The organism is Paenibacillus sp. UMB7766-LJ446, assembly GCF_030226665.1.
Lineage (GTDB): Bacteria > Bacillota > Bacilli > Paenibacillales > Paenibacillaceae > Paenibacillus > Paenibacillus vandeheii.
This window is the reverse complement of record NZ_JASOYM010000002.1, coordinates 215,851-236,096: the sequence shown is the minus strand read 5'-3', so window position 1 is coordinate 236,096 and position 20,246 is coordinate 215,851. Positions and strand designations below refer to the sequence as shown.

General features: G+C 44.5%; 19 protein-coding genes. 5 read left to right on the top strand and 14 right to left on the bottom strand.

The features are described 5' to 3' along the window. Positions 1-80 precede the first annotated feature (80 nt). Positions 81-407 (top strand): cupin domain-containing protein, encoded by a 327-nt coding sequence (locus QP794_RS06040; protein WP_285075769.1) that lies wholly within the window; start codon positions 81-83, stop codon positions 405-407. Positions 408-505: 98 nt separating this feature from the next. Here the strand turns inward: QP794_RS06040 and QP794_RS06035 are convergent, their stop codons facing one another. The 4 genes from QP794_RS06035 to QP794_RS06020 are packed head-to-tail and all read right to left on the bottom strand — an operon-like array spanning position 506 to position 5,128. Continuing rightward, positions 506-1,168: a metallophosphoesterase gene (locus QP794_RS06035; RefSeq protein ID WP_285075380.1), complete on the bottom strand. Its 663-nt coding sequence runs from the start codon at positions 1,166-1,168 to the stop codon at positions 506-508. Then, a complete protein-coding gene (locus QP794_RS06030) occupies positions 1,161-2,246 on the bottom strand; it encodes an ABC transporter ATP-binding protein (RefSeq protein ID WP_285075379.1) in 1,086 nt (361 codons plus the stop codon). Before QP794_RS06030 ends, QP794_RS06035 begins: the two co-directional genes overlap by 8 nt. A 17-nt stretch (positions 2,247-2,263) precedes the next feature. Continuing rightward, positions 2,264-4,012, bottom strand: a complete 1,749-nt coding sequence (locus QP794_RS06025; RefSeq protein WP_285075378.1) for an ABC transporter permease — start codon at positions 4,010-4,012, stop codon at positions 2,264-2,266. 12 nt (positions 4,013-4,024) lie between these two features. Then, a complete protein-coding gene (locus QP794_RS06020) occupies positions 4,025-5,128 on the bottom strand; it encodes an ABC transporter substrate-binding protein (RefSeq protein WP_285075377.1) in 1,104 nt (367 codons plus the stop codon). Between the two features lie 163 nt (positions 5,129-5,291). Between QP794_RS06020 and QP794_RS06015 the strand changes: the two genes are divergently transcribed. The 4 genes from QP794_RS06015 (at position 5,292) to QP794_RS06000 (ending at position 9,473) form a co-directional block, all read left to right on the top strand. Continuing rightward, positions 5,292-6,191 carry a LysR family transcriptional regulator gene (locus tag QP794_RS06015; protein WP_285075376.1) on the top strand — a complete coding sequence of 300 codons (900 nt, stop codon included), beginning with the start codon at positions 5,292-5,294 and terminating at the stop codon, positions 6,189-6,191. Between the two features lie 163 nt (positions 6,192-6,354). Further along, a complete protein-coding gene (locus QP794_RS06010; RefSeq protein WP_285075375.1) occupies positions 6,355-6,969 on the top strand; it encodes a TetR/AcrR family transcriptional regulator in 615 nt (204 codons plus the stop codon). 77 nt (positions 6,970-7,046) lie between these two features. Further along, positions 7,047-8,561: a DHA2 family efflux MFS transporter permease subunit gene (locus tag QP794_RS06005; RefSeq protein WP_285075374.1), complete on the top strand. Its 1,515-nt coding sequence runs from the start codon at positions 7,047-7,049 to the stop codon at positions 8,559-8,561. A gap of 201 nt (positions 8,562-8,762) precedes the next feature. Beyond that, entirely contained in the window at positions 8,763-9,473 is a 711-nt protein-coding gene (locus QP794_RS06000) for a YetF domain-containing protein (RefSeq protein WP_285075373.1), read from the top strand. A 158-nt stretch (positions 9,474-9,631) separates the two neighbouring features. Here QP794_RS06000 and QP794_RS05995 read toward each other — a convergent pair whose 3' ends face one another. The 10 genes from QP794_RS05995 to QP794_RS05950 form a co-directional block, all read right to left on the bottom strand. Beyond that, positions 9,632-10,540 (bottom strand): RCC1 domain-containing protein, encoded by a 909-nt coding sequence (locus QP794_RS05995; protein WP_285075372.1) that lies wholly within the window; start codon positions 10,538-10,540, stop codon positions 9,632-9,634. A 233-nt stretch (positions 10,541-10,773) separates the two neighbouring features. Beyond that, positions 10,774-12,153 carry an FAD-binding oxidoreductase gene (locus QP794_RS05990; RefSeq protein WP_285075371.1) on the bottom strand — a complete coding sequence of 460 codons (1,380 nt, stop codon included), beginning with the start codon at positions 12,151-12,153 and terminating at the stop codon, positions 10,774-10,776. A 185-nt stretch (positions 12,154-12,338) separates the two neighbouring features. Beyond that, positions 12,339-14,390, bottom strand: a complete 2,052-nt coding sequence (locus QP794_RS05985; protein ID WP_285075370.1) for a serine hydrolase domain-containing protein — start codon at positions 14,388-14,390, stop codon at positions 12,339-12,341. 116 nt (positions 14,391-14,506) lie between these two features. Next, complete coding sequence (locus tag QP794_RS05980; protein ID WP_285075369.1) at positions 14,507-15,805, bottom strand: ATP-binding protein; 1,299 nt, start codon at positions 15,803-15,805, stop codon at positions 14,507-14,509. A gap of 1 nt (position 15,806) precedes the next feature. Next, complete coding sequence (locus QP794_RS05975; RefSeq protein ID WP_285075368.1) at positions 15,807-16,547, bottom strand: LytR/AlgR family response regulator transcription factor; 741 nt, start codon at positions 16,545-16,547, stop codon at positions 15,807-15,809. Positions 16,548-16,810: 263 nt separating this feature from the next. Beyond that, positions 16,811-17,578, bottom strand: coding sequence for an ABC transporter permease (locus QP794_RS05970; RefSeq protein ID WP_285075367.1), 768 nt, complete (start codon positions 17,576-17,578; stop codon positions 16,811-16,813). Beyond that, the gene (locus QP794_RS05965) at positions 17,579-18,340 is read right to left on the bottom strand and encodes an ABC transporter ATP-binding protein (RefSeq protein WP_285075366.1); all 762 of its coding nucleotides are present in this window, start codon (positions 18,338-18,340) and stop codon (positions 17,579-17,581) included. It abuts the gene before it with no gap. Positions 18,341-18,352: 12 nt separating this feature from the next. Then, positions 18,353-19,216 (bottom strand): pentapeptide repeat-containing protein, encoded by an 864-nt coding sequence (locus QP794_RS05960; protein ID WP_285075365.1) that lies wholly within the window; start codon positions 19,214-19,216, stop codon positions 18,353-18,355. A 14-nt stretch (positions 19,217-19,230) separates the two neighbouring features. Next, the gene (locus tag QP794_RS05955; RefSeq protein ID WP_079349093.1) at positions 19,231-19,560 is read right to left on the bottom strand and encodes a PadR family transcriptional regulator; all 330 of its coding nucleotides are present in this window, start codon (positions 19,558-19,560) and stop codon (positions 19,231-19,233) included. Between the two features lie 257 nt (positions 19,561-19,817). Then, the gene (locus QP794_RS05950) at positions 19,818-20,213 is read right to left on the bottom strand and encodes a VOC family protein (protein WP_285075364.1); all 396 of its coding nucleotides are present in this window, start codon (positions 20,211-20,213) and stop codon (positions 19,818-19,820) included. Between the last annotated feature and the right edge of the window lie 33 nt (positions 20,214-20,246).

Below are 20,246 nucleotides of genomic sequence, written 5' to 3'. Positions count from 1 at the left end.
CATTAAATGAGTATACTTACGGCAGGCCAAATAAAACATCATGCTAGATGTTGTAGTCAAACAAACAAGGAGGGATTACTATCCATTACCAAACTATTAAACTAAGTGAAGAACTATCTAAATTAAACGATCATTGGTCACCGAAATTAATTGGTGAAATGAATGACTACCAATTTAAAATCGTTAAGATTACTGGGGAATATGAATGGCATGTTCATCACGAAACCAATAAGTTATTTTTTGTGATCGAAGGCGAAATGATCATTGATCTTCGTGATGGTCAAGTGAGAATTTCCAAGGATGAGATGTTTATTGTCCCGAAAGGACTCGAAATCAAGCCTTCCTCCGAAAAGGAATGTCATATCATGTTGATGGAGCCTAGAAGCGAAGTAAACACGGCCACATAACTTCTCAGATTTGAATTTAAATTAAACATTCCATGGATCAAGTTGCAAGATCCATGGAATACGTTTCGGATGGCTTTAAGTCGAAAGCTATGAAAAAGCTATGAATATAAACTCTTGTCTTCCAGGTCGGAAGAGCCGGGGATGACAGTACATCTGATTATGGAGGGGGAATGGACAGAAACGTACCATTGTAACCGTTGTGTAAGATCAATCAGACTGACATAATATCCGTGACCCGCACCTGTATCAATTCCCATCTTTCCTGCTCCAACCCATATTTGCCATGGAGGAACAAGAAAACGGTACGTCGAGGTATGACCGAATACAATCATATACTCAGGGTTAACCGGGCTTTCAAAAAATGGTTGTCTAATCTCCGTCAGATCTTCAGCAGTTTGAAGGTCCAGTGGGATTCCAGGACGAATGCCAGCGTGTACAAACAAATAAGAATCACATGTATGCCATAGCGGCATTTGATCCAGAAATTGGCGAACATATGTGATCTCATCGTTGCTTGCCGGGATTGAATCCGGCATGGAACGCAGCCACTTGCGTTCATTATTCCCCTGTAAGGCAACAGCCCCTTTTCTAGTCAGCTCATGCACCAACTGGAGCGTTCCCCAGGAATCCGGCCCCTTATTTACGTAATCTCCCAAAAGAACGAGGCGGTCCCTTTCAGAATTATAACCTGAAGCAACCAACAGCTGCTCCAGAAGATGTCCATGTCCGTGTATATCAGACACGGCCAGTAGTCTACTCATCTTCCGTGTGTGCTCCTCCCCGGTAGATCATGGTTTGCTCGGGGGAAAATTGAACCCAGCATGCCGAGCCCGGTTCCAGAGGTTCAACATGAAAAGCATGGATACGTTGATTATCCTCTGTAACGATAATTACTCTCCAATGTATGCCTTCAAAAATAGTTTGTGTAACCGTTCCTCTGATCTCATTATGATTTCCTTCCTCTTCTGTTGCACGAAGCGCTAATTGATCCGGATGAAGCATAATTACCGCTTGCTGTCCGCCCACACCTTGATCCATCATTTTCCCGACTATACACTGGCCTGCAATCATTACGGATGATGCTCCTATTGTATAGATCCCGTTAAGCCGGTTATGGTAACCCATTAATCGGGCAACCCAGGGTGTTGCCGGACGGGTAAACAATTGCTGAGGTTCGGCATATTGATCGATTTTCCCTTCACGCAGCACCAAAATCCGGTCAGCCAAAGTAAAAGCCTCCAGCATGTCATGGGTAACATACAGCACGGTGGTCTCCAGGTCCGACAAAAGATGTCCCAGTTCACTTCTCATTTCGGTCCTCAGCTTCACATCAAGATTGGATAACGGCTCGTCCATCAGTAGTATGGATGGTTCCGTTGCCAGTGCTCGCGCCATTCCGGCGCGCTGCTGCTGCCCACCCGAGCATTGGGAGGGCAGACGGTCCAGCAGCCCGTCCAGCTGCAGCATCGCTTGCAGGCGATCCAGTCGCTGATTACGAGTAATGGAGTCAATTTTCCCCCGCTTCATGCCATACTCGATATTCTGACGAATTGTCATATGAGGCCACAGGGCATAATCCTGGAACACCATGTTTACGGGACGCTTTTCAGGAGGGATATACTGCTGGCGGCTGTCCACTCGTTTTCCGTCCATTTCAATGCTTCCTCCATCCACCCTCAGCAGTCCAGCAATCAGTTGCAGCAAGGTGGATTTCCCACATCCCGAAGGCCCGAGAATGCAGATCCTCTCCCCGTGATTCATGGTAAAAGACAGCGGCCTGAGCACGACCTGTTTATCGAAGGATTTGTGCACCCCGTCCAGTTTAAGAATTGAATTCATATGGTTAAGCCTCCTTGTTATCCCGTATGGGTATGCCTTTCCTGTAAGTTGCTTCTTTTACCCTCTCGGCGATCACTCCATCTAAATATGGCCTCTCCTGCCAATTGAGTGAGTACAATGATTAGGAGAACCATACCTCCGCTGAGAAGAGTTGCTGCGGTTGCATAACCGTAACGGCCAAACTCAAAGGCTTGATCAATCACAAGCGGCATCAGCACATAATTGGCTGGCTGCAGCATTGAAGTCAGAGCAAGATCAAATACACTTGTGCCAAAAGCTGTCAGGACGGCAAGCAGCAATGATCTGCGTACCAAAGGAAGAACAATATGCAGCATCCGGGCCATTGTTCCTGCTCCCTGTACTGCTGCAGCATTCAGGATCGAGGACGAGATTGTGCCGAAAGATCCCAACTGAACACGTACGGCATACGGAATGGCGCCTGCAATTACTGCGATCACTAGCAGTGAAGGAGTCCCATAGAGATGCAGATTGACTGCTTCCAGCCACTTTTGATTCCAAATGAAAATGTAGCCAATACCCATTACAATCCCCGGTACAGCCAGCGATATGATTGAAAATAACTGCAGCCAGATCTTCATTTTAAATTCCGTAAATGTAAGAACATAAGCTACGATAAATCCAATGATGATACTAATGCCTGCCGCGATTGCAGCAATCGTTAATGAATGAAGCATCCCTTCCAAAAAACTGAGCTGTTTGTGATCTATGGACGACCCTGCAAACAGAGAAAAATAATGCTCGAAGGTCAAATTTTGCAGAACCAATCCGTTACCCGCTTTTTTCATCAGGGAAACGCACAGACTGCTGCCCACCGGAATACCGATACTCATCATTAAAAATATAATGGTTACTGCATTTAAAAGGATTGTTTTCTTCGGTCTGACTTTAAGCATTCTGACCGCTCTGGCATTCAAAAAATCAAACCTGGACCTGCGCAGGGACAACAGGAGTACCGCCATGGCGATTGCCAGTAGTACGACCAAATAAAAAGCAAGTACCCCAGCCATGTCAAATCGAACAGGAGATTGATAGATAGCAGAATAGATTGAATACGTCAGTGTAGGAAAACGGTAGACAGTGGACAATGCTGCTGGCAATCCAAAATCACCGACAGTATCTATAAATACCAGCGTGGCTCCCGCTACAATGGAAGGAGCTGCAAGTGGCAGCTCCACAGTGCGCCATACGGTCCATGGGTGTGCGCCATTCAAACGGGCAGCATGTCCATACTGGCTGACATTCCATTCGGTTGCGGCAAGAACCGTCAGATAAGCCAGAGGAAATTTGCTCAGGGCCATGATGACCATAAGTCCGTATGGTTGAAACAGAGCAGCTGTTACCCAGTTCATACCCAGTAATCGGCTGGCAAGTCCGTCGGCACCAGCAAACAGCACCCACCCTTGCGCCAGCATGAATGAGGGCGCGATGAGCAGCAGCCAGACTCCGGCATCCAATAGACGTCCAGATGCAAAGTTCCAGCGTGCTCTTACCATAGCTAACGAAGCTCCAATCAACGTGCCCAGCAGTGCTGTTCCTATGCCAAGCCACAAGGAGTTAAACAACGACTGGCGCCACAAGGGACGGTGTAAAATCTCCCCGAGCAATCCGAAGCCCTGAAATTGTATGTTGCCAAAAAACAATCCTGGCAAAACCGCGTTCAACAGAACCGCAAGCAGCGGCAGAAAAATCATGATGAATAACAGAAGAGCTGAGCCGACTCCCCAACGAGTTCCGGAATTTTTCATAGGTTATTCCTCTTATTTTACATTCTGGTCAGCAAACCAGGTTTTGATCTGTACCTCATGCTCGGCGGCCCATTCAGCTGGCGGAAGAATGAATTCTGCATTGGTTTCCCGCTCCTTCCTCGCTTCTACTCCCTCAACCAATGGTGTAAAGAAGCTGTCAGATGAATCGAGGGACGCTAACATCTGCTGTGTTTCCGGTTTGAGCATGAACTCTACAAAAGCCTTTGCAGCAGCAGGATTTTTGGTGTATTTACTGATGGCAGCAACACGCAGACTTCCCGGCGCACCATCTTCCGGCCAGATTAGATCGACGGGCTCCCCCGACAACTTCAGGTCATATGCATTGCTCTCCTGCAATGCTGCAATATCGATTTCTCCTGAAACAAGGGCACTGCCCAGAGGACCATTTTTGGGATAAACTCTAAGACCATTGCCCATCATTTGTGCATACTTTTGCTCGCCCTGATCGATACCCCACTTGTAAAACAGTGCCGAAACGAGCGGATATGCAGGTGCCGCAACAGCCGGATCAGCCTGACCCGCTGTGCCCTTGTATTCAAAAAACTCATCCCAGGTCTTAGGCGCCTGTTCCTTGGTAAGACGATTGGTGTTGTATGCGATAACTGCTGATGCATGGATACTGATTGGAGTATAAGCGTGATCCTCTGGAACCAGGGAGGAGCCGTATTCGGTCAGATTGCCAATATTTTCAGGCGTCCAATCCGTCATCAGAAATCCCCTGTCAGCCAGATTGCGAATCGATCCGTGACCATCCATCATGACAACATCCCACTGCGGATTGCCTTGCTCGGCTTCAATTTTGGCCAAGGCCTCCCCGCCCCCGTAATGTACTGCCTCGATTTTGTATCCGGTCTGTTTGGCAAATTCGGGTGCAACAATATCAACAAAGTCATTTCCATACAGATAGATGCTCTCTCCTGTGTCCTCTTCCCGTTCAACTGTGCTGCTGTATACAGCTGTCGACGAGACAGGTGCAGCAGTTTCGCCATTAGACGATCCATTTCCCGTTGTTACCATTCCTCCTCCGCACCCTGCCGTAATTAATACAAGCAGCAAGCTCATTGCACCTAAACTTTTTCCCCAAATGTTCTTCATGATTCTCCCCCTCAATATGTTGCTTGTTCAACCTCTCTTTATCCTAAAGCTATTATTGGAGATTCATATTAGGGGAAAGTAAACGCTAATTTAAATGATATTAATGTATTGTATGATATGATAGATGATATCAATGTTTAAGACGTAAAGGAGTCGTTAGAGGATGAATTTGCAGCAATTGAAGGTGTTTGTCTACGTGGTTGAATTGCAAAAGCTGTACTTAGTCGCTCATAAGTTGAATATCACACAACCGACAGTGACATTCCATCTGAACAAGCTGCAGGAGGATGCAGGGGTTGCTCTATTCCATACCAAAACCTATCATGTCATCAAATTGACGGAAGCGGGCAAGGCTCTGTATCACTATGCCACCCAGATTGTAGCCCTAAATGAGGAAATGCTCCGTACTCTGGATGACCACAGGGGCTCCGCGGCTGGTCGATTGCTGATCGGAAGCACTCACACACCGGCCACATATATGCTTCCAGTATTGTTATCCGAATTCAAACAGCAGCATAATCTGCTGCTGAGTCTTGATGTAAAACCGGCACGCTACATCATGGAGAAAATAAAGTATTTCGAATTGGATGTGGGTGTCGTCTCCCATACTTCCCCGGATGACGCTGATCTGATCTTTGAGCCGCTGATGAAAGATGATCTCGTCATCATTTTTCATCCCGATCATCCGCTGGCTCATCAAACTCTAGTTCAACCCAAGGATTTGCAGTCCTATCCGCTCGTTGCCCATGAAGAGGGCTCAAGCAGTCGTAAGTTAATAGATCAATGGGCAGATGAACATGAAGTTCAGTTTACCCATGCTATTGAAATATCCGGTTCCGAGGCACTGAAATCCATTGTACGCCTTAATCTCGGCATCGGTATGGTTTCTGAAGCGTCGATTATTCAGGAACTGCAAAAGGGGGAGTTAAAAGCAATCCCCATTCCCGACTGGACTCCAGTCAGAACGATCTATGCGGTAAGACATCGCAATAAACTGGTTACTCCAGCTTTAAGCCTGTTTTGGCATATGCTTGTTACAAGCTTCTCAGCTCGAAACGCATGAGTACTTTATTGAGTATCCCCCCTGTATTTCCCCATAAATTCTTTCATACCCCTGCATATGACACGGTGTCATTTTTATGGTTGACGTATGACATTGGTGTCATATATAATTCATTAATCAGTAATTGTGACACCGTGTCACTATGAGGATGGGAGGATTATATTTGCCAAAAAAAACATTTTTTCACTTATCGAAAGAAAAACAGGACACGTTAATTCAATGTGCCAAAAGGGAATTTTCCAGAGTTCCCTTACATGAAGCATCCATCGCCAATATTATTAAAGACGCAGGAATCTCCAGAGGAAGCTTTTATCAATACTTCGAGGAAAAAGAGGATCTATATTATTTTCTGCTGAACCAGTCTTCACAGAAAAATAATGAAATGTTTATCGAGGCTTTAAAGGAGAACAATGGAGATATCTTTGAAGCCTTTATCGATTCATTTCAATTTATGATTCAGGATCACACCAATCAAGAGCACAAGAACTTTTTCAGAAATGCTTTTTTGAATATGAATTATAAAACGGAAAAAACATTTACGAATAATATTTATGAAGAAAATCGAAAAAGTCAGCTTTTACCTATAATCAGCTTGATGAATACCGAAAATTTAAATATACAAGGGGAACGGGAACTGCAGCATATTCTCAAAATCATTATCGCTGTAACTTTTGATAACCTGATACAAGTGTTCGTAAAGGATCTAACCTATGAAGAAGCTCTAAAAAATTATGGTGAGCAGATGGAATTGTTAAAACGAGGATTTGAAAAAGTTTAATAAATAGATAATTTACACACACATAATTAAACGAGCTAAGGGATCAAATGAAGTATCAAAAAGGAGAAAAGAAATATATGGATTCAGCTTTACAAGAAAAAAAAACACCCTATTTAATGATTGCGATTCTTTTTATTGGTGCATTTGTTTCATTTCTAAATAACTCGCTCTTAAATGTAGCGCTCCCCTCCATCATGGTGGATTTAAACATTAAAGACTACTCCACGATCCAGTGGCTTTCTACCGGCTATATGCTAGTCAGTGGTATATTGATTCCGGCGTCAGCATTTTTATTAACACGTTTCTCTAATAGAAGTTTGTTTATTACCTCCATGGCTGTTTTCACTCTAGGTACAGCCATAGCAGCGATCGCACCCAATTTTGCTTTATTACTTACAGGAAGAATGGTTCAAGCCGTAGGCTCCTCGGTAATGGGACCCCTGTTAATGAATATCATGCTGGTAAGCTTCCCGCGAGAAAAACGCGGAACAGCAATGGGTATTTTCGGATTGGTTATGATTACAGCTCCAGCAATCGGGCCAACATTATCCGGTTTTATTGTAGAGTATTATAACTGGCGTTTACTTTTCGAAATGATTTTACCATTAGCCGTTATTAGTTTACTGTTAGGGATTTGGAAATCCAAGAATGTTATGCAGCAGAACAAAAATGCAACACTGGACTATTTCTCGATCATATTATCTTCTATCGGTTTTGGCGGTTTGCTGTACGGGTTCAGCTCAGCAAGCTCCGATGGCTGGACAGATCAAGTTGTCTTAATCACTTTAATCGTAGGAGCAATTTCCCTGATCACTTTTGTAGTCCGTCAATTAAAAATGGATGAGCCATTATTGGATTTACGGGTTTACAAGTATCCGATGTTTGCCCTTGGCTCTGTTATTGCGATTGTCAACGCAGTAGCGATGTTCTCCGGAATGATTTTAACACCGGCATATGTCCAAAATGTAAGAGGTATTACACCGCTTGATTCAGGTTTAATGATGTTGCCCGGTGCGATCATCATGGGGATTATGTCACCCATTACAGGTAAACTATTTGATAAATATGGTCCACGTGTTCTAGGCGTCATCGGTCTTACGATTACAGCGATCTCAACGTACATGTTGGCTAACCTGCAAGTCGACTCTAGTCACGCCTATATCATCCTTGTGTACACGCTGCGCATGTTTGGTATGGCAATGGTGATGATGCCGATCATGACGAATGGTCTTAATCAATTGCCAACACGCTTAAACCCGCATGGTACAGCTGTCAACAATACCGCTCAGCAAGTGTCCGGTTCAATTGGTACGGCTATTCTGATCACGATTATGAACTCTGTGACAAAAACAAAAGCTGAAGATTTAATGACAGGCGTTGATCCAACAACCTTGACAGCAGCCAATAAAGCTTTATTAACCCAAGAAGCGTTATTAGCCGGAATTCAATATTCTTTCTATGTAGCACTTGGCATTAATATTGTGGCATTAATATTAGTTTTCTTCATTAAACGTGCGGAAGTAAGTGATGAACGTTTCGAGTCTTCAAAAAATCAACAGGGCAAGACTGAAACAAAAGCCACGGTAAATTAATGAAGAGCATTTGATCAAAAACAATACAGACAAAATAAGAGACATAATCAAAGAATAAATAGTAAAATGGAGCCTGCTATCTTAAGGATAGCAGGCTCCATTTTTTTCTTCCCTTTAAACTTACATCTTATGTATGTTTTTAATCTAATCGGCCGGGTAATATTCATCAAAGAATTGTTTCTTTAGGGAGGTTACCTAAATATGTTTATGGAATTAACCATCAAGCTAGTTATTAGCTTTTTTGGGCTGTGGGCTATCACTTTTATTACCGGTAGAAAAACGCTCAGCCAACTTACACCACTAGACTTCCTATCTTCATTAGTACTCAGTGAAATTGTAGGGAATACGCTTTATGATGATCAGGTAAAGATATCTCAACTTTTATATGCATTGGCAGTCTGGAGTGCCCTCTCTTACCTTTTTGAGAAAGTAACCACCCGATTCGTAAAATTTGGCTATGTAGCCGAAGGGCGGGTTGCACTTTTAATTGATAATGGAGAGGTCAATCAGAGCTTGATCAAGAAATATGATATTGAGTTTAAACAATTGCTTTCCATGCTTCGAAAACAGAATGTTTTCTCGCTTCAAGAAGTCAAGCATGCCGTCTTAGAAACAGACGGGTCTTTGTCCGTCCTTCGCAAACCTGAATATGAACCACCATCTGCCCAGGATCTGGGCCTCGAGGCACGTTCCGATAGTTTGGCTATAACAGTGATTGATAATGGGGAATTACTGAAAATGTCGATGAGAGGAAGGCAAATGGATACGGATAAGATAAGAATCGAGATGCAAAAACAGGGATATGACAATATTAAGGATATAGCTTACGCAGAGTACAGTGAGGATGGAACGCTTTATATCATACCGAGAAAGAAAAAGAAAAACCGAACGATCATTAGGAATATGAGATGAGACCAGTAGCCGTTTAATGGGTGCACATATGACAAACCGGGAAAGGACTCCCGGTTTTTTGTGTTATTTGTCCGTTTCAGCGAAAGTCATGATTCTCTCCCCGATCTGGTCATAAATCAACGCCATGTGATAGATTATTCAGTAAAATATCACTCTTTCTAAACCTTTTTGACAGCAGGAGACGAAGTAGGGACTTGCAAACCAATCACATTGCATTGACCGTATTCATTATCACCTACAGCAACTACCTTGCCGTCTGATTTCAGACCAAGTGAATAGGCGCAACCCGCAGCTACTGCCACAATATCAGACCAGTCACCTACATTACATTGTTCATGCTTATTCAATCCCACAGCCACAACCGTACCATCTGATTTGAGGCCAAGGGTATGATTACTGCCTGCAGCTATCGCCACAATACCGCCCCAGTCGCTTACATCACATTGGCCATGTGTATTTCTACCCACAGCAACCGCCGTGCCATCCGATTTAAGTCCAACAGTATGAAGGTATCCTGCTGCTACTGCGACGATATCAGTCCAGACACTTACATCGCATTGCCCATACTGATTATTGCCCACAGTCGTCACCGTTCCGTCTGATTTAAGCCCAACGGTGTGCCAGTCCCCCGCGGCCAAAGCCGCCATATCACGCCAGCTGCCTACATCGCATTCGCCTTCATTATTTCGTCCCACAGCAACTACTGTGCCATCCGATTTAAGGCCGACGGTTCGACGCCATCCCGCCGCAATTGCCATAATATCTCGCCAGTCCTTTACATTGCATTGCTCGTGTTTGTTCCAACCTACAGCTACAACCGTACCATGGGACGTAAGGCCGATGGTATGTGAATTACCTGTGTTTGTTGCCATATGAACATTACCAGCCGCGACGGCCACAATATCGCGCCAGTCGCTCACATCACATTGACCGACTTTATTATCACCCACTGCCATCACTGTACCGTCCGATTTAAGACCAATACTATGACGTCGACCCGCCGCTATGGTGGTATATTTGGGGCGCTTCACCTTCAACGCCGTTTCATTCGGCGAATTGTAATCCATGTTTTACCTCCTTGAAAGTACCTGATTCCCGATATTCCATATAAATTTAAAATTCTTTTCATCTTACTCTACATTAGATAGCAGTATAAGGATTAGACAGGAGGAGGTTAAAACCTCTTTTCAATGAGATCATATCCAGCTTTTTTAATAACAAAAACCGTTAACCTTTTTTCAAAAATTAACGGTTTAGAAATTTATTTTCTTCGGTGACTTATTATTAGATTATTTATATACTAGTTTTCTTTACGATTCGCATTCAATTTCATAAATGTAGCCGGTGGAATGCTTTGCGGGTTATTAAATACATTTTTTGGATCATATTTCGCTTTTACTTTCCGCAGTCTTGGGTAGTTCTTACCATAATAGGTTGGCCCTGGATTTTTAATACCTTGGTCTGGTACGTTAATGTAGGACCCTACAATATAAGGCTGTAATTTCTTTCTCGTGTTCCGAGCTAAGGCAATATTTTTAGCGGCATGGGATGGCTTCACCCATGAGCTGTTCCATTCCACATAAAATTCAGCTTTTCGCCAATAGAACGCAGTGGCTTGAGGAGCAACTCGACTTACAGCACCGCCCCAGTTAAGGAAATAGAAACCGGCTGGTGTGCCTTCCTCTGCTTTTTCCAGAAACTCGCGCATGACTTTGAAGGCTTTATCCGGGAATGGCTGTCTGCCAAAGCCACTGGAAAACTGGTTGCTGTATCTTTGGGTGAGCACAGGATCTGGGGCTAGCAAAAACTTCGTGGCTGCCCTGTATGGCAGGTACAGAATGCTTTTTTTAGTAGGCGTTCCTACGCTAAGAATGGGCTCCAGCTGACGGAGAGCTTCACTCTTCGATCCGAGGTATACCCCTAACATGCTAACATTACCGCCTTTTTTTGGACCAACACTTAATTCACTGCCCAACTTGGTGCTGGCCTTAGGCGCCCACACTTGCCATTTTTTCACGACTTTTTCGAACTGTTCCCATGGCCAAGTAATACTAAATACAGTAGCTTTGGCTGGAGAGCGCCGCACTTTGAATTTATATTTGGTATATACGCCGAAATTACCACTGCCACCGCCACGTGTAGCCCACAGAAGATCAGAATTTTGTTTTTTGTTTGCCCGAATGATTCGCCCTTTAGCGTCAACCATTTCGAGTCCGATTAGATTATCGCTAATGAGACCCGTTGTCCGTTGCAGTGGACCAATTCCTCCACCAGGTGTTATTCCACCAATCCCAACCGTTGGACTGTCACCAAAAGGGGCCATGAATCCTTGTCGAGCCAGCGTATCCACGAGTCTTCCTACCCGATTACCTGTCTCAACGACGGCTGTTCCGCTTTTTTTGTTTAACTTGATTCTCTTCATTTCACTAACGTCGATGACAATGCCACCATTGACTTGTGAAAGGTTCGGCTCAAGGGCATGCCTACCACTTCTCGGACGAATAGGGACCTTATTTTGGCGTGCCCATCTTATGGCATTTGCAACATCCTGTGTTTTTTGAGCGAACACAAAAACCTTAGGAAATCTGTCCGTATGCGGATCCCAGTTCTTCCGAGCTACTTCATAACCAGGATCACCTCTAAACACCACTCGCCCTGTAAGCTTAACTTTTGAAATCACGCTTCTATCCAACTCCTTAGTAATGAAAACACATACTTTTCATTAACAAATTAGGCTGATTCCATATAACCTATGTAGGAGAATCATAATGAGTTTGGGCTTATAAAAAAAAGAAAATATCGGATCACGAGCAACGTAAGCTCGGGATCCGATATTTTCAAATGAAATCACTTTTGCCAAACCATTTACTTTAGTTGGATCTTGAAGACATCTCCGGCTTCACCGCCAAAAACGATAAAACCACCTTTGGGAAGCTTCGTTGATTGTTGATTGGTTGCTTTCGAAAATTGAACCACTTCACCTTTGTCGTTATATACCGCATAACCTCCGCTCTCCGGGGAATCCACTGTTAACGATTTATTCGCCGAGCGGGAGTCGATGGCATACCAGCGTGCTTGACCGTTTGACGGGATGGTGGTGATTCCTGTTTTCCCACCGAAGATGGGTGTAATGGCATTCTCCGCAATGTACTCCTGTCCACCCTGAATTAAGTACTCCGTTTCATTCTTCGTACGGAAGTGCAGATCGAACGCATCTCTTCCGTTCATCACAGGAATCTGGGCAACATTCACTGCATTGTCCGGGTCAACAACTCGGGTGCCATTCGCATATCCGTTCTCTGCATCTACCGACAGGTTTTTGATCAGCATGGTTGGAACCAGATAGAAGATCGACGTTATTTTTTCATCCAGCGCGTAATATTTCGAGCCGTTTCGAGCCTTCCATTTCTCTTTCGTTGCCGTATCTAGCGAATGATGATCCAATTTTTGATAATCATATGTGTTCATCACCGTTTGGCCTAATCCGGGTAACGTTATATTCGCCTGAACTTTAAAATATATCTTGTTGTTACTTTCTTTCTCAAAGCTGACTTTCACACTTCCGTCACTACTCGTAAATTGTCCTTCACCAGTGTACACGTAATTCTGCCCCGGGATAAGTCCTCCCTGCATAGCTGGAAGGGTGATCTCACCATCCTTAACCTCTATATCCAGGGTTGTGCCTACCGTCCCATAGAGGCCGGAATACGCCGCCAGATCCGTGGGCATCTTCACTTTGACAGGTGGTGTGAATGTCTGATCAGGCGCTATCTCGTCGATGATGCCTTGATCCTCAAGAACCTCGAGCAGAACTTTGCTGGCAAACATCTGATTGTAGATGGAAGACCCACCCGAAGAAAGAACAGCCATCGAAATATCATGTTCAGGTATGGTTATTAACGATGCATGATATAACATGGTGTCTCCACCTTTGGAAAGTGCAGTAATGCCGTAATCGCTAAATGGCGCAAGCGCAACGGCATCCCATCCAAGGCCGTAGTTGAAGGTATTTCTCTCTTCAGGCACCCAGATTCCATGACGATATTCATGATTTTGCATGGACTCTGCCGAAGATTTGGACAGAATGTCGGGTCTGTTCCCCATCAACACTTCAGCGAATTGGCTCAATTCTTCTGCAGTCGAATAGATTCCACCTGTCCCGAGGATATTGGCATTTTCGATAGGCAGTTTCGTTTCGATCGTAGGCCAATATGTTTCAGATAATCGTTCTCTATCAAACGAATCGAGTGGTGTCTTGGTTGCTTCCAGCTGTAACGGATCGCTGATGAACTTGGCAATAAATTCGCTGTAGCTTAGTCCACTTACCCGTTCAACCAATATCTCAAGGAGCTGGAAACCATCATTGCAATATACAGAAAAGGCTCCCGGGTTCGATTTCAGCTGCTCTGACTTTAATTTGAGCAGTAATTCGTCATGATTACGGGTATCCGTATCGTCAAATAACATACTATTTCCATAATGAGTACCATAGAGTCCGGAAGAATGGTTCAAAAGCATGCGTGGCGTTATTTGGGTATATCGGGCATCCGCCATTTCAAAATCTTTAATATACGAAATGAGGGGCTGATCCAGATCCACCTTGCCGGAATCAACCAGTATCATGGTGGCAGCCGTGACAACCATTTTGCTAACTGAACCAATTCCGAACATCGTATCCTTGTCTATGAGTGTCTGGGAGGCCTTGTCGTGGAATCCAACACTGTCGGACAAAATAATCTTTCCTTCATCCATGATGGCATATTGCAACCCTGTGACACCATAATTCTGCACCATCTCTGTGGCGATCTTGTTGGCCTGAACTTCAATTGTTGAGCCCTTGTTCGACTCTGCCATGGCATGTGTCATCGGTGTGACCACAAGCACAGCCGTGCATAACATACTGATCAGTTTTTTCATCTAATAACTTCCTCCTTATGATGCTGCTCATCTGATTGCATTCATCATATCGGAGAAGAAATAAATGGAACGATAAAAGACCCTGAATGGAAAAAAACAATCCCCGAACGGTAGGTTCAGTGACTGTTCACGTCAAAAGGAAGCACGACCATGTTATTGAATGACCGTTGATGATTCTCGATACTCATATGTCCACCATACTTTTCGCACATTCTGGATATGTTGGTTAGGCCGATCCCGTGATACTCCGGATTAGGCTTCTCACTCTTGAAGTGAGTCAGTTTTTGTTCCACATGATTCATAATCTGGATGACGAGTGCAGACGCCGTGGAATGAATCGCGATCAGCATATACCTGTCTTCGGCAAGTCTGACTTTCTTGGAAGCCTCAATGGCATTATCCAGCATGTTACCAAGCACAACGCACAGATCATAACGATCAATGTGGACATGTTGCGAGTGAAGCCCAATCCGTGTATCGATCTTGATTCCGTTTGCCTGCCCTATTGCAATGATATTCGTAACAAGAGCATCGATAACGAGATTGCCGGAGTTCACCCGCTGGTACGCTCCTTCAATCTTATTCAACGTGAGTTTGATATGATCACCTGCTGCTGCCAGTTCGTTGCGTTTGATACATTCATCAATGTACAGAAACTGCTGGTTGATATCATGGATGATGCTTTTAATGTTTTTGAAACTGTGTACCGTCTTCTCATAGTTGGCATCCTGATAATCCATCTGACGCTGAAACTGGGCATTTTCATGGGCGAGCTGTACCTTTTCTACCATATTATCGATTACATATACAATGAACACATTAAGAAAAAGGGAGCCTAGCACGGAAACGACATAATAGATATTTTTTTCACTATAAGCTGAGGCCACATTGATCTGATATATCGTAATGGTAGGTACGATCAGAAACAAGAAATAATAACGATAGTGCACAGCAAAACTTCTGCGTTTGGCAATCAAACGCACAATCAGGGTGACAATAAACATGATGCTGCAACCAAGCAGCATCACTTTGAAGAGTTCCCAATGATGCTCCACATTGAAATGATCCCATATGCTGTAATCTTTGGAGTCCAGTAACCCTATAATATATATAGCAATGTAATTTACCGTTGTGAGTAGTACGGCATACAGGATGGTAAAAGCAAGTTTAAGTATGAATTCCACCTCATAGGATTGCGCCAGGCTGAAGATAAATAACAAAGCAACGGCGGACGAAACGACAGGTGAAAATGATGATACCAAATAGAAATATCCCACTACGACAAATACAATGAAATAGATTGCCCTGTGTGGCTTTCGTTTGGACTTACCCAGAACTGAATCAAAATAAAAATTCACCTGGAATGCCATAAGTAAGGGAACGACGATGAAAGACAAGATCACATATATATCCATATCATTGAATCCTCATAATCATATATTTCGTATAGGCATCCTTGACTTCCTTCACTTTGGAGCGGCCAATGGGCAATTCGGTTCCATTCAACATGACGACACGGGTGCCGACAAACTTCTGAACATGCAGCAGGTTAATCATAATTGAGCGATGAATTTGCAAGAAACCATGCTCTTTCAGGGCGGCGGCATAACTGGATAGAATGCCTTTGCTCTCATGTGAGTTTTCCTGGGTCACAAATTTCAATTTGTTCTTGACCGTTAAACTCTTCATGACCTCAATCCAGAGAATATCATCGTATTTCAACAAAAGTTCTTCATAGTCTGACTTGATGAGTACATACTTTTTGTCCAACGCTTTAAAATATTGGCATAGCTTAATCATTTTCTCCTCGAAGATCTGTGGCTTGATCGGTTTGATCAGGTATTGAAACGTCACCACATCAAAGCTCTCTACCATATACTCGGGGTAGCTGGTCAGAAACATGATTTGCACATCCAGATACTTCATATTCCTGATTTCTTTGGCTGTCTGAATTCCGTTCATTCCGCTCATCTCCACATCCATGATGAGAATATGAAACGTGTCCCCCACGTTTTTATAGTGTGAGACCAACTGTTCACCGGATGTAAATAAGGTAACTTGGAAATCAATATTCGTTTTTAGAGATAAGGAGATCAGCATCATTTTCACAAGTTCTCTTTGTTTCTCCTCGTCATCACAGATTGCAACATTGAACATGTCTGAACATCCGCCTTTCATTGACATCGACTCTGAATTTCACTCTCGAATATACTATATTATCATAGGTTTCGGAGCGAATATGGGATGAAATGCATTATTCAGACCCTAAAATGCTGGACCCATGAGAAAGTATCCCAATAAAACAAAAAAGGCCGCTAAAATAGCGACTTTTAATGGGATAATGTTTCTTTGCCTCTCAACACAAGCCTGCGATTATGTCCCCAGTTTGGCGTTTTCTTTTAAATGCTTCCTTAGTTAGTTCATATTCCCTTTTTGTACGCCCTCATTGCAAATAAGTACGCTACGAGCAAAATCCCAATACACCACGCAAGAGCGATCCATATATCATTGCCAACCGGCTGATCCGACAATAGCGCACGAATGGCTTCCACGATCGCTGTCACCGGCTGGTTTTCGGCAAAGGCGCGAACAACCGATGGCATCGACTCGGTCGGCACAAACGCCGAGCTGATAAATGGCAGGAAGATAATCGGGTAGGAAAAGGCGCTTGCGCCATCCACCGTTTTAGCGGACAGACCTGCGATTGCTGCGACCCAAGTCAATGCCAGCGTAAACATTAAGAGTATGCCGGCTACCGCAAGCCATGGCAGAATCCCTGCCGATGAACGAAAGCCCATAACAAGCGCTACGAGAATGATGACAACGACCGAAATGGTGTTGGATACCAGAGAGGTCAGCACATGTCCCCACAGAACGGCGGATCGTGAAATCGGCATGGTGTGAAACCGCTCCATTATGCCCCGTTGTACATCGGTGAACAGACGGAAAGCCGTGTAGGATACTCCGCTGGCAATAGCAATCAGTAGTATGCCGGGCAACAGGTAATTCACATAGTTATCCGTTCCGGCTTGAATGGCGCCGCCTAATACATAGACGAACAGCAACATCATTGCGATCGGCATGACGGTGACAGTGACGATGGTGTCCATACTGCGGGTAATATGGCGCATGGAGCGCCCGAGCATAACACCCATATCGCTAAAAAAGTGTTTCTTTACGGCTTCCATTTACATGGCCTCCTTCTTACCGACGATTGCGAGGAATATCTCCTCTAATGACGGTTGCTTTTCAACATATTCCACCTTGGCTTGTGGGAACAGCTTTTTCAGCTCCGAGAGCGTGCCATTCGCGATAATTCTGCCTTCGTGCAGAATGGCAATTCGGTCGGCAAGCTGCTCAGCCTCCTCCAAATACTGTGTAGTGAGAAATATCGTCGTACCTCCAGCGGCAAGCTCCCGGACAATCTTCCAAACCTCGATGCGCGACTCGGGGTCAAGCCCAGTGGTCGGCTCGTCGAGGAAAACGATCTGTGGTTTTCCTACGAGACTCAAGGCGATGTCGAGCCTGCGGCGCATACCACCTGAATACGTAGACGCCCTACGGTCGGCAGCCTCAGTCAGACCAAAACGAGTAAGCATATCGTCTGCAACCTGACGCGGATTTTTGAGGTAACGCAGCTTGGCAATCATGATCAGATTTTCCCGTCCGGTCAGCATTTCATCCACGGCGGCAAATTGCCCGGTCAGACTGATCTCCTGTCGCACATTGTCGGGCTTGGATGCAACGTCGAATCCGTTTACGGTGACAGTTCCGCTGTCTGGTTTGAGCAGCGTGGTGAGAATTTTGACAACCGTTGTCTTGCCCGCCCCGTTGGAGCCGAGCAGGGCAAAAATACTTCCCTTATCCACCTCGAAGTCTACGCCCTTTAGGACTTGCAGCTGCTTGTAGGACTTTTGCAGCCCACTCACTTGAATCGACTTGATTTGCATATTTTCCCCTCCTTAAATAACGGTTACCTTTGACAAATCGGCATTCATGCCTTTAAGAGCGGCATAGGTCAGTTTATCCATCATTGCTCCATCAAACCTGATGGTTTTGATGGCACGGTAATACTTCTTGGAGAGGACGGACACAGGGAAAGACACATTTTTGAGGGTCGCGTCCTTAAACGTAACGTTGTTTAGCGCCGATTTGTCAAACTTGACGCCGATGAAGGTTTGCCCGTCAAAACACACCCCTCCCAGATCGGAAGATTTGAACTCCACGCCATCAAAGATACAGTTTTCAAAGATGGTTTTTCTGAGGTCGTTCATGGTCAGTTTAACGTCAGTCAGTTTTACATCTTTGAATTTTGCTCCGTCTAGCCCCGATTTGCTGATATTGGTTCGTACAAGTATGGACTTATGGAAGCTCGCATGCGATAGGTCTAGGGTTGAAAAATTGCAATCAGTCAGATTGGCCTGGTCAAAAATAGCTTCACGGACATCACTGCTCGCAAATGTGCTACCAGTCAAGTCAGCACCCGTAAAGTCAGAGCCCTGTAACGCACTCGCTTCAAATTTCCCTTTATGCGCGATGACGCCCGCAAAGTCACTCTTCACCAGGTTGCTCGCGCTTAAATTGGTTACCACCTGTCGTTCCAGCGATCGGGAAAGGTTAGCCACCTCTTGTACCGTTTGCTCAATGTCGCCGATGCTTTCAATGGTCATTTCAAACGCGGTTTCATCGTCCTTGCCCTCGGCTTTAAGTTCATGGAAACGCTCCTGCAGATCGGAAAGCAGGTCAGCCTTTAATTCGGTGACACTTTTTACCCCATCGTACGGTGCAAACACGCCGTTCAAATAGTTGTTCAATTTGTCATTCATCACGTCAACTCTCCTTATAATAAATTTTCAAGCACACGCTTTGCATACTCCCAGTTGCTTTTGTTGCGGGCATAAGCCAATTTGCCCTTTTCGGTAATCCTAAAATATTTACGCCGTCCGCCCTGAGATTCATCGCCCCAATACCACTCGATATCACCGTCGGCCTCAAGCCGACGTACGCTGGAGTACATCGTGGCTTCTTTTAATTCATACTCTCCACCCGAGCGCTGACCAATCAGCTTGACAATTTCATAGCCGTATCGGTCAGCTTCGGATAAAAGTCGTAAAATCATTGTGTCGGTATGGCCGCGCAGCAGGTCGGATGTGATTTTGTTATCGCTCATGTAAGCACCTCCACATCTGCATCATACGATACACTACTGTGACTGTCAAGGTAGTGTTTTAATTATAATACTCTGTTGAATGCACTTCTGTGTTTGTCTGTACGCTTTGGACAAGGACATATAGCGTTAAAACTCAAAAAAGCCGCAACAATGCGGCTTTTAATCGTATATACTCTTATCGACTTATCTCGTGTTAATCAACATTAGACACATCATCTGATCAGCTATGGATATAAGTTAATGTCCATACATGATCTCTACGTTAATTGCTGCGCAATCTCCCAGACATGTCCTGCCGGATCTGTGAAGGCGGCTGTACGTACTCCCCAAGGCCGATCCACTGGACCGTTAAGCAGAGTAACGCCATGTGGTTTCAATTCGTTACACACTGCATCCACATCTTCCACTCGGATGGTAAACTGGAAACGAGATCCGGATTCTCGACTTGCGACTGTTCCAGGATGGATCAGACCGTGTGCTTCGGAGATATTCAGGAGATTAATACTCATATTTCCGAAGTTGTATACGGCAGAAACATTGTCTTCATATACAGCGGACATTCCGAATACGTCTTGATAGAATGCCCTCACCTTAGGCAAGTCCTCCACAAATAACGTTATAACATCAACATTCATTGACCCTAATGTCCTCATAGGTATACCCCTTCTCATACACATTTGTTTACT

Excerpts from the sequence above, each read along its gene's own strand:
- QP794_RS06005 (WP_285075374.1), top strand. The coding sequence starts at position 7,047 with ATGGATTCAGCTTTACAAGAAAAAAAAACACCCTATTTAATGATTGCG.
- QP794_RS06015 (WP_285075376.1), top strand. The coding sequence starts at position 5,292 with ATGAATTTGCAGCAATTGAAGGTGTTTGTCTACGTGGTTGAATTGCAA.
- QP794_RS06030 (WP_285075379.1), bottom strand. The coding sequence starts at position 2,246 with ATGAATTCAATTCTTAAACTGGACGGGGTGCACAAATCCTTCGATAAA.
- QP794_RS05980 (WP_285075369.1), bottom strand. The coding sequence starts at position 15,805 with ATGGATATATATGTGATCTTGTCTTTCATCGTCGTTCCCTTACTTATG.
- QP794_RS05975 (WP_285075368.1), bottom strand. The coding sequence starts at position 16,547 with ATGTTCAATGTTGCAATCTGTGATGACGAGGAGAAACAAAGAGAACTT.
- QP794_RS06035 (WP_285075380.1), bottom strand. The coding sequence starts at position 1,168 with ATGAGTAGACTACTGGCCGTGTCTGATATACACGGACATGGACATCTT.
- QP794_RS06025 (WP_285075378.1), bottom strand. The coding sequence starts at position 4,012 with ATGAAAAATTCCGGAACTCGTTGGGGAGTCGGCTCAGCTCTTCTGTTA.
- QP794_RS05970 (WP_285075367.1), bottom strand. The coding sequence starts at position 17,578 with ATGGAAGCCGTAAAGAAACACTTTTTTAGCGATATGGGTGTTATGCTC.
- QP794_RS05965 (WP_285075366.1), bottom strand. The coding sequence starts at position 18,340 with ATGCAAATCAAGTCGATTCAAGTGAGTGGGCTGCAAAAGTCCTACAAG.
- QP794_RS05995 (WP_285075372.1), bottom strand. The coding sequence starts at position 10,540 with ATGGATTACAATTCGCCGAATGAAACGGCGTTGAAGGTGAAGCGCCCC.
- QP794_RS05960 (WP_285075365.1), bottom strand. The coding sequence starts at position 19,216 with ATGAATGACAAATTGAACAACTATTTGAACGGCGTGTTTGCACCGTAC.
- QP794_RS06000 (WP_285075373.1), top strand. The coding sequence starts at position 8,763 with ATGTTTATGGAATTAACCATCAAGCTAGTTATTAGCTTTTTTGGGCTG.
- QP794_RS05955 (WP_079349093.1), bottom strand. The coding sequence starts at position 19,560 with ATGAGCGATAACAAAATCACATCCGACCTGCTGCGCGGCCATACCGAC.
- QP794_RS06020 (WP_285075377.1), bottom strand. The coding sequence starts at position 5,128 with ATGAAGAACATTTGGGGAAAAAGTTTAGGTGCAATGAGCTTGCTGCTT.
- QP794_RS05985 (WP_285075370.1), bottom strand. The coding sequence starts at position 14,390 with ATGAAAAAACTGATCAGTATGTTATGCACGGCTGTGCTTGTGGTCACA.
- QP794_RS05950 (WP_285075364.1), bottom strand. The coding sequence starts at position 20,213 with ATGAGGACATTAGGGTCAATGAATGTTGATGTTATAACGTTATTTGTG.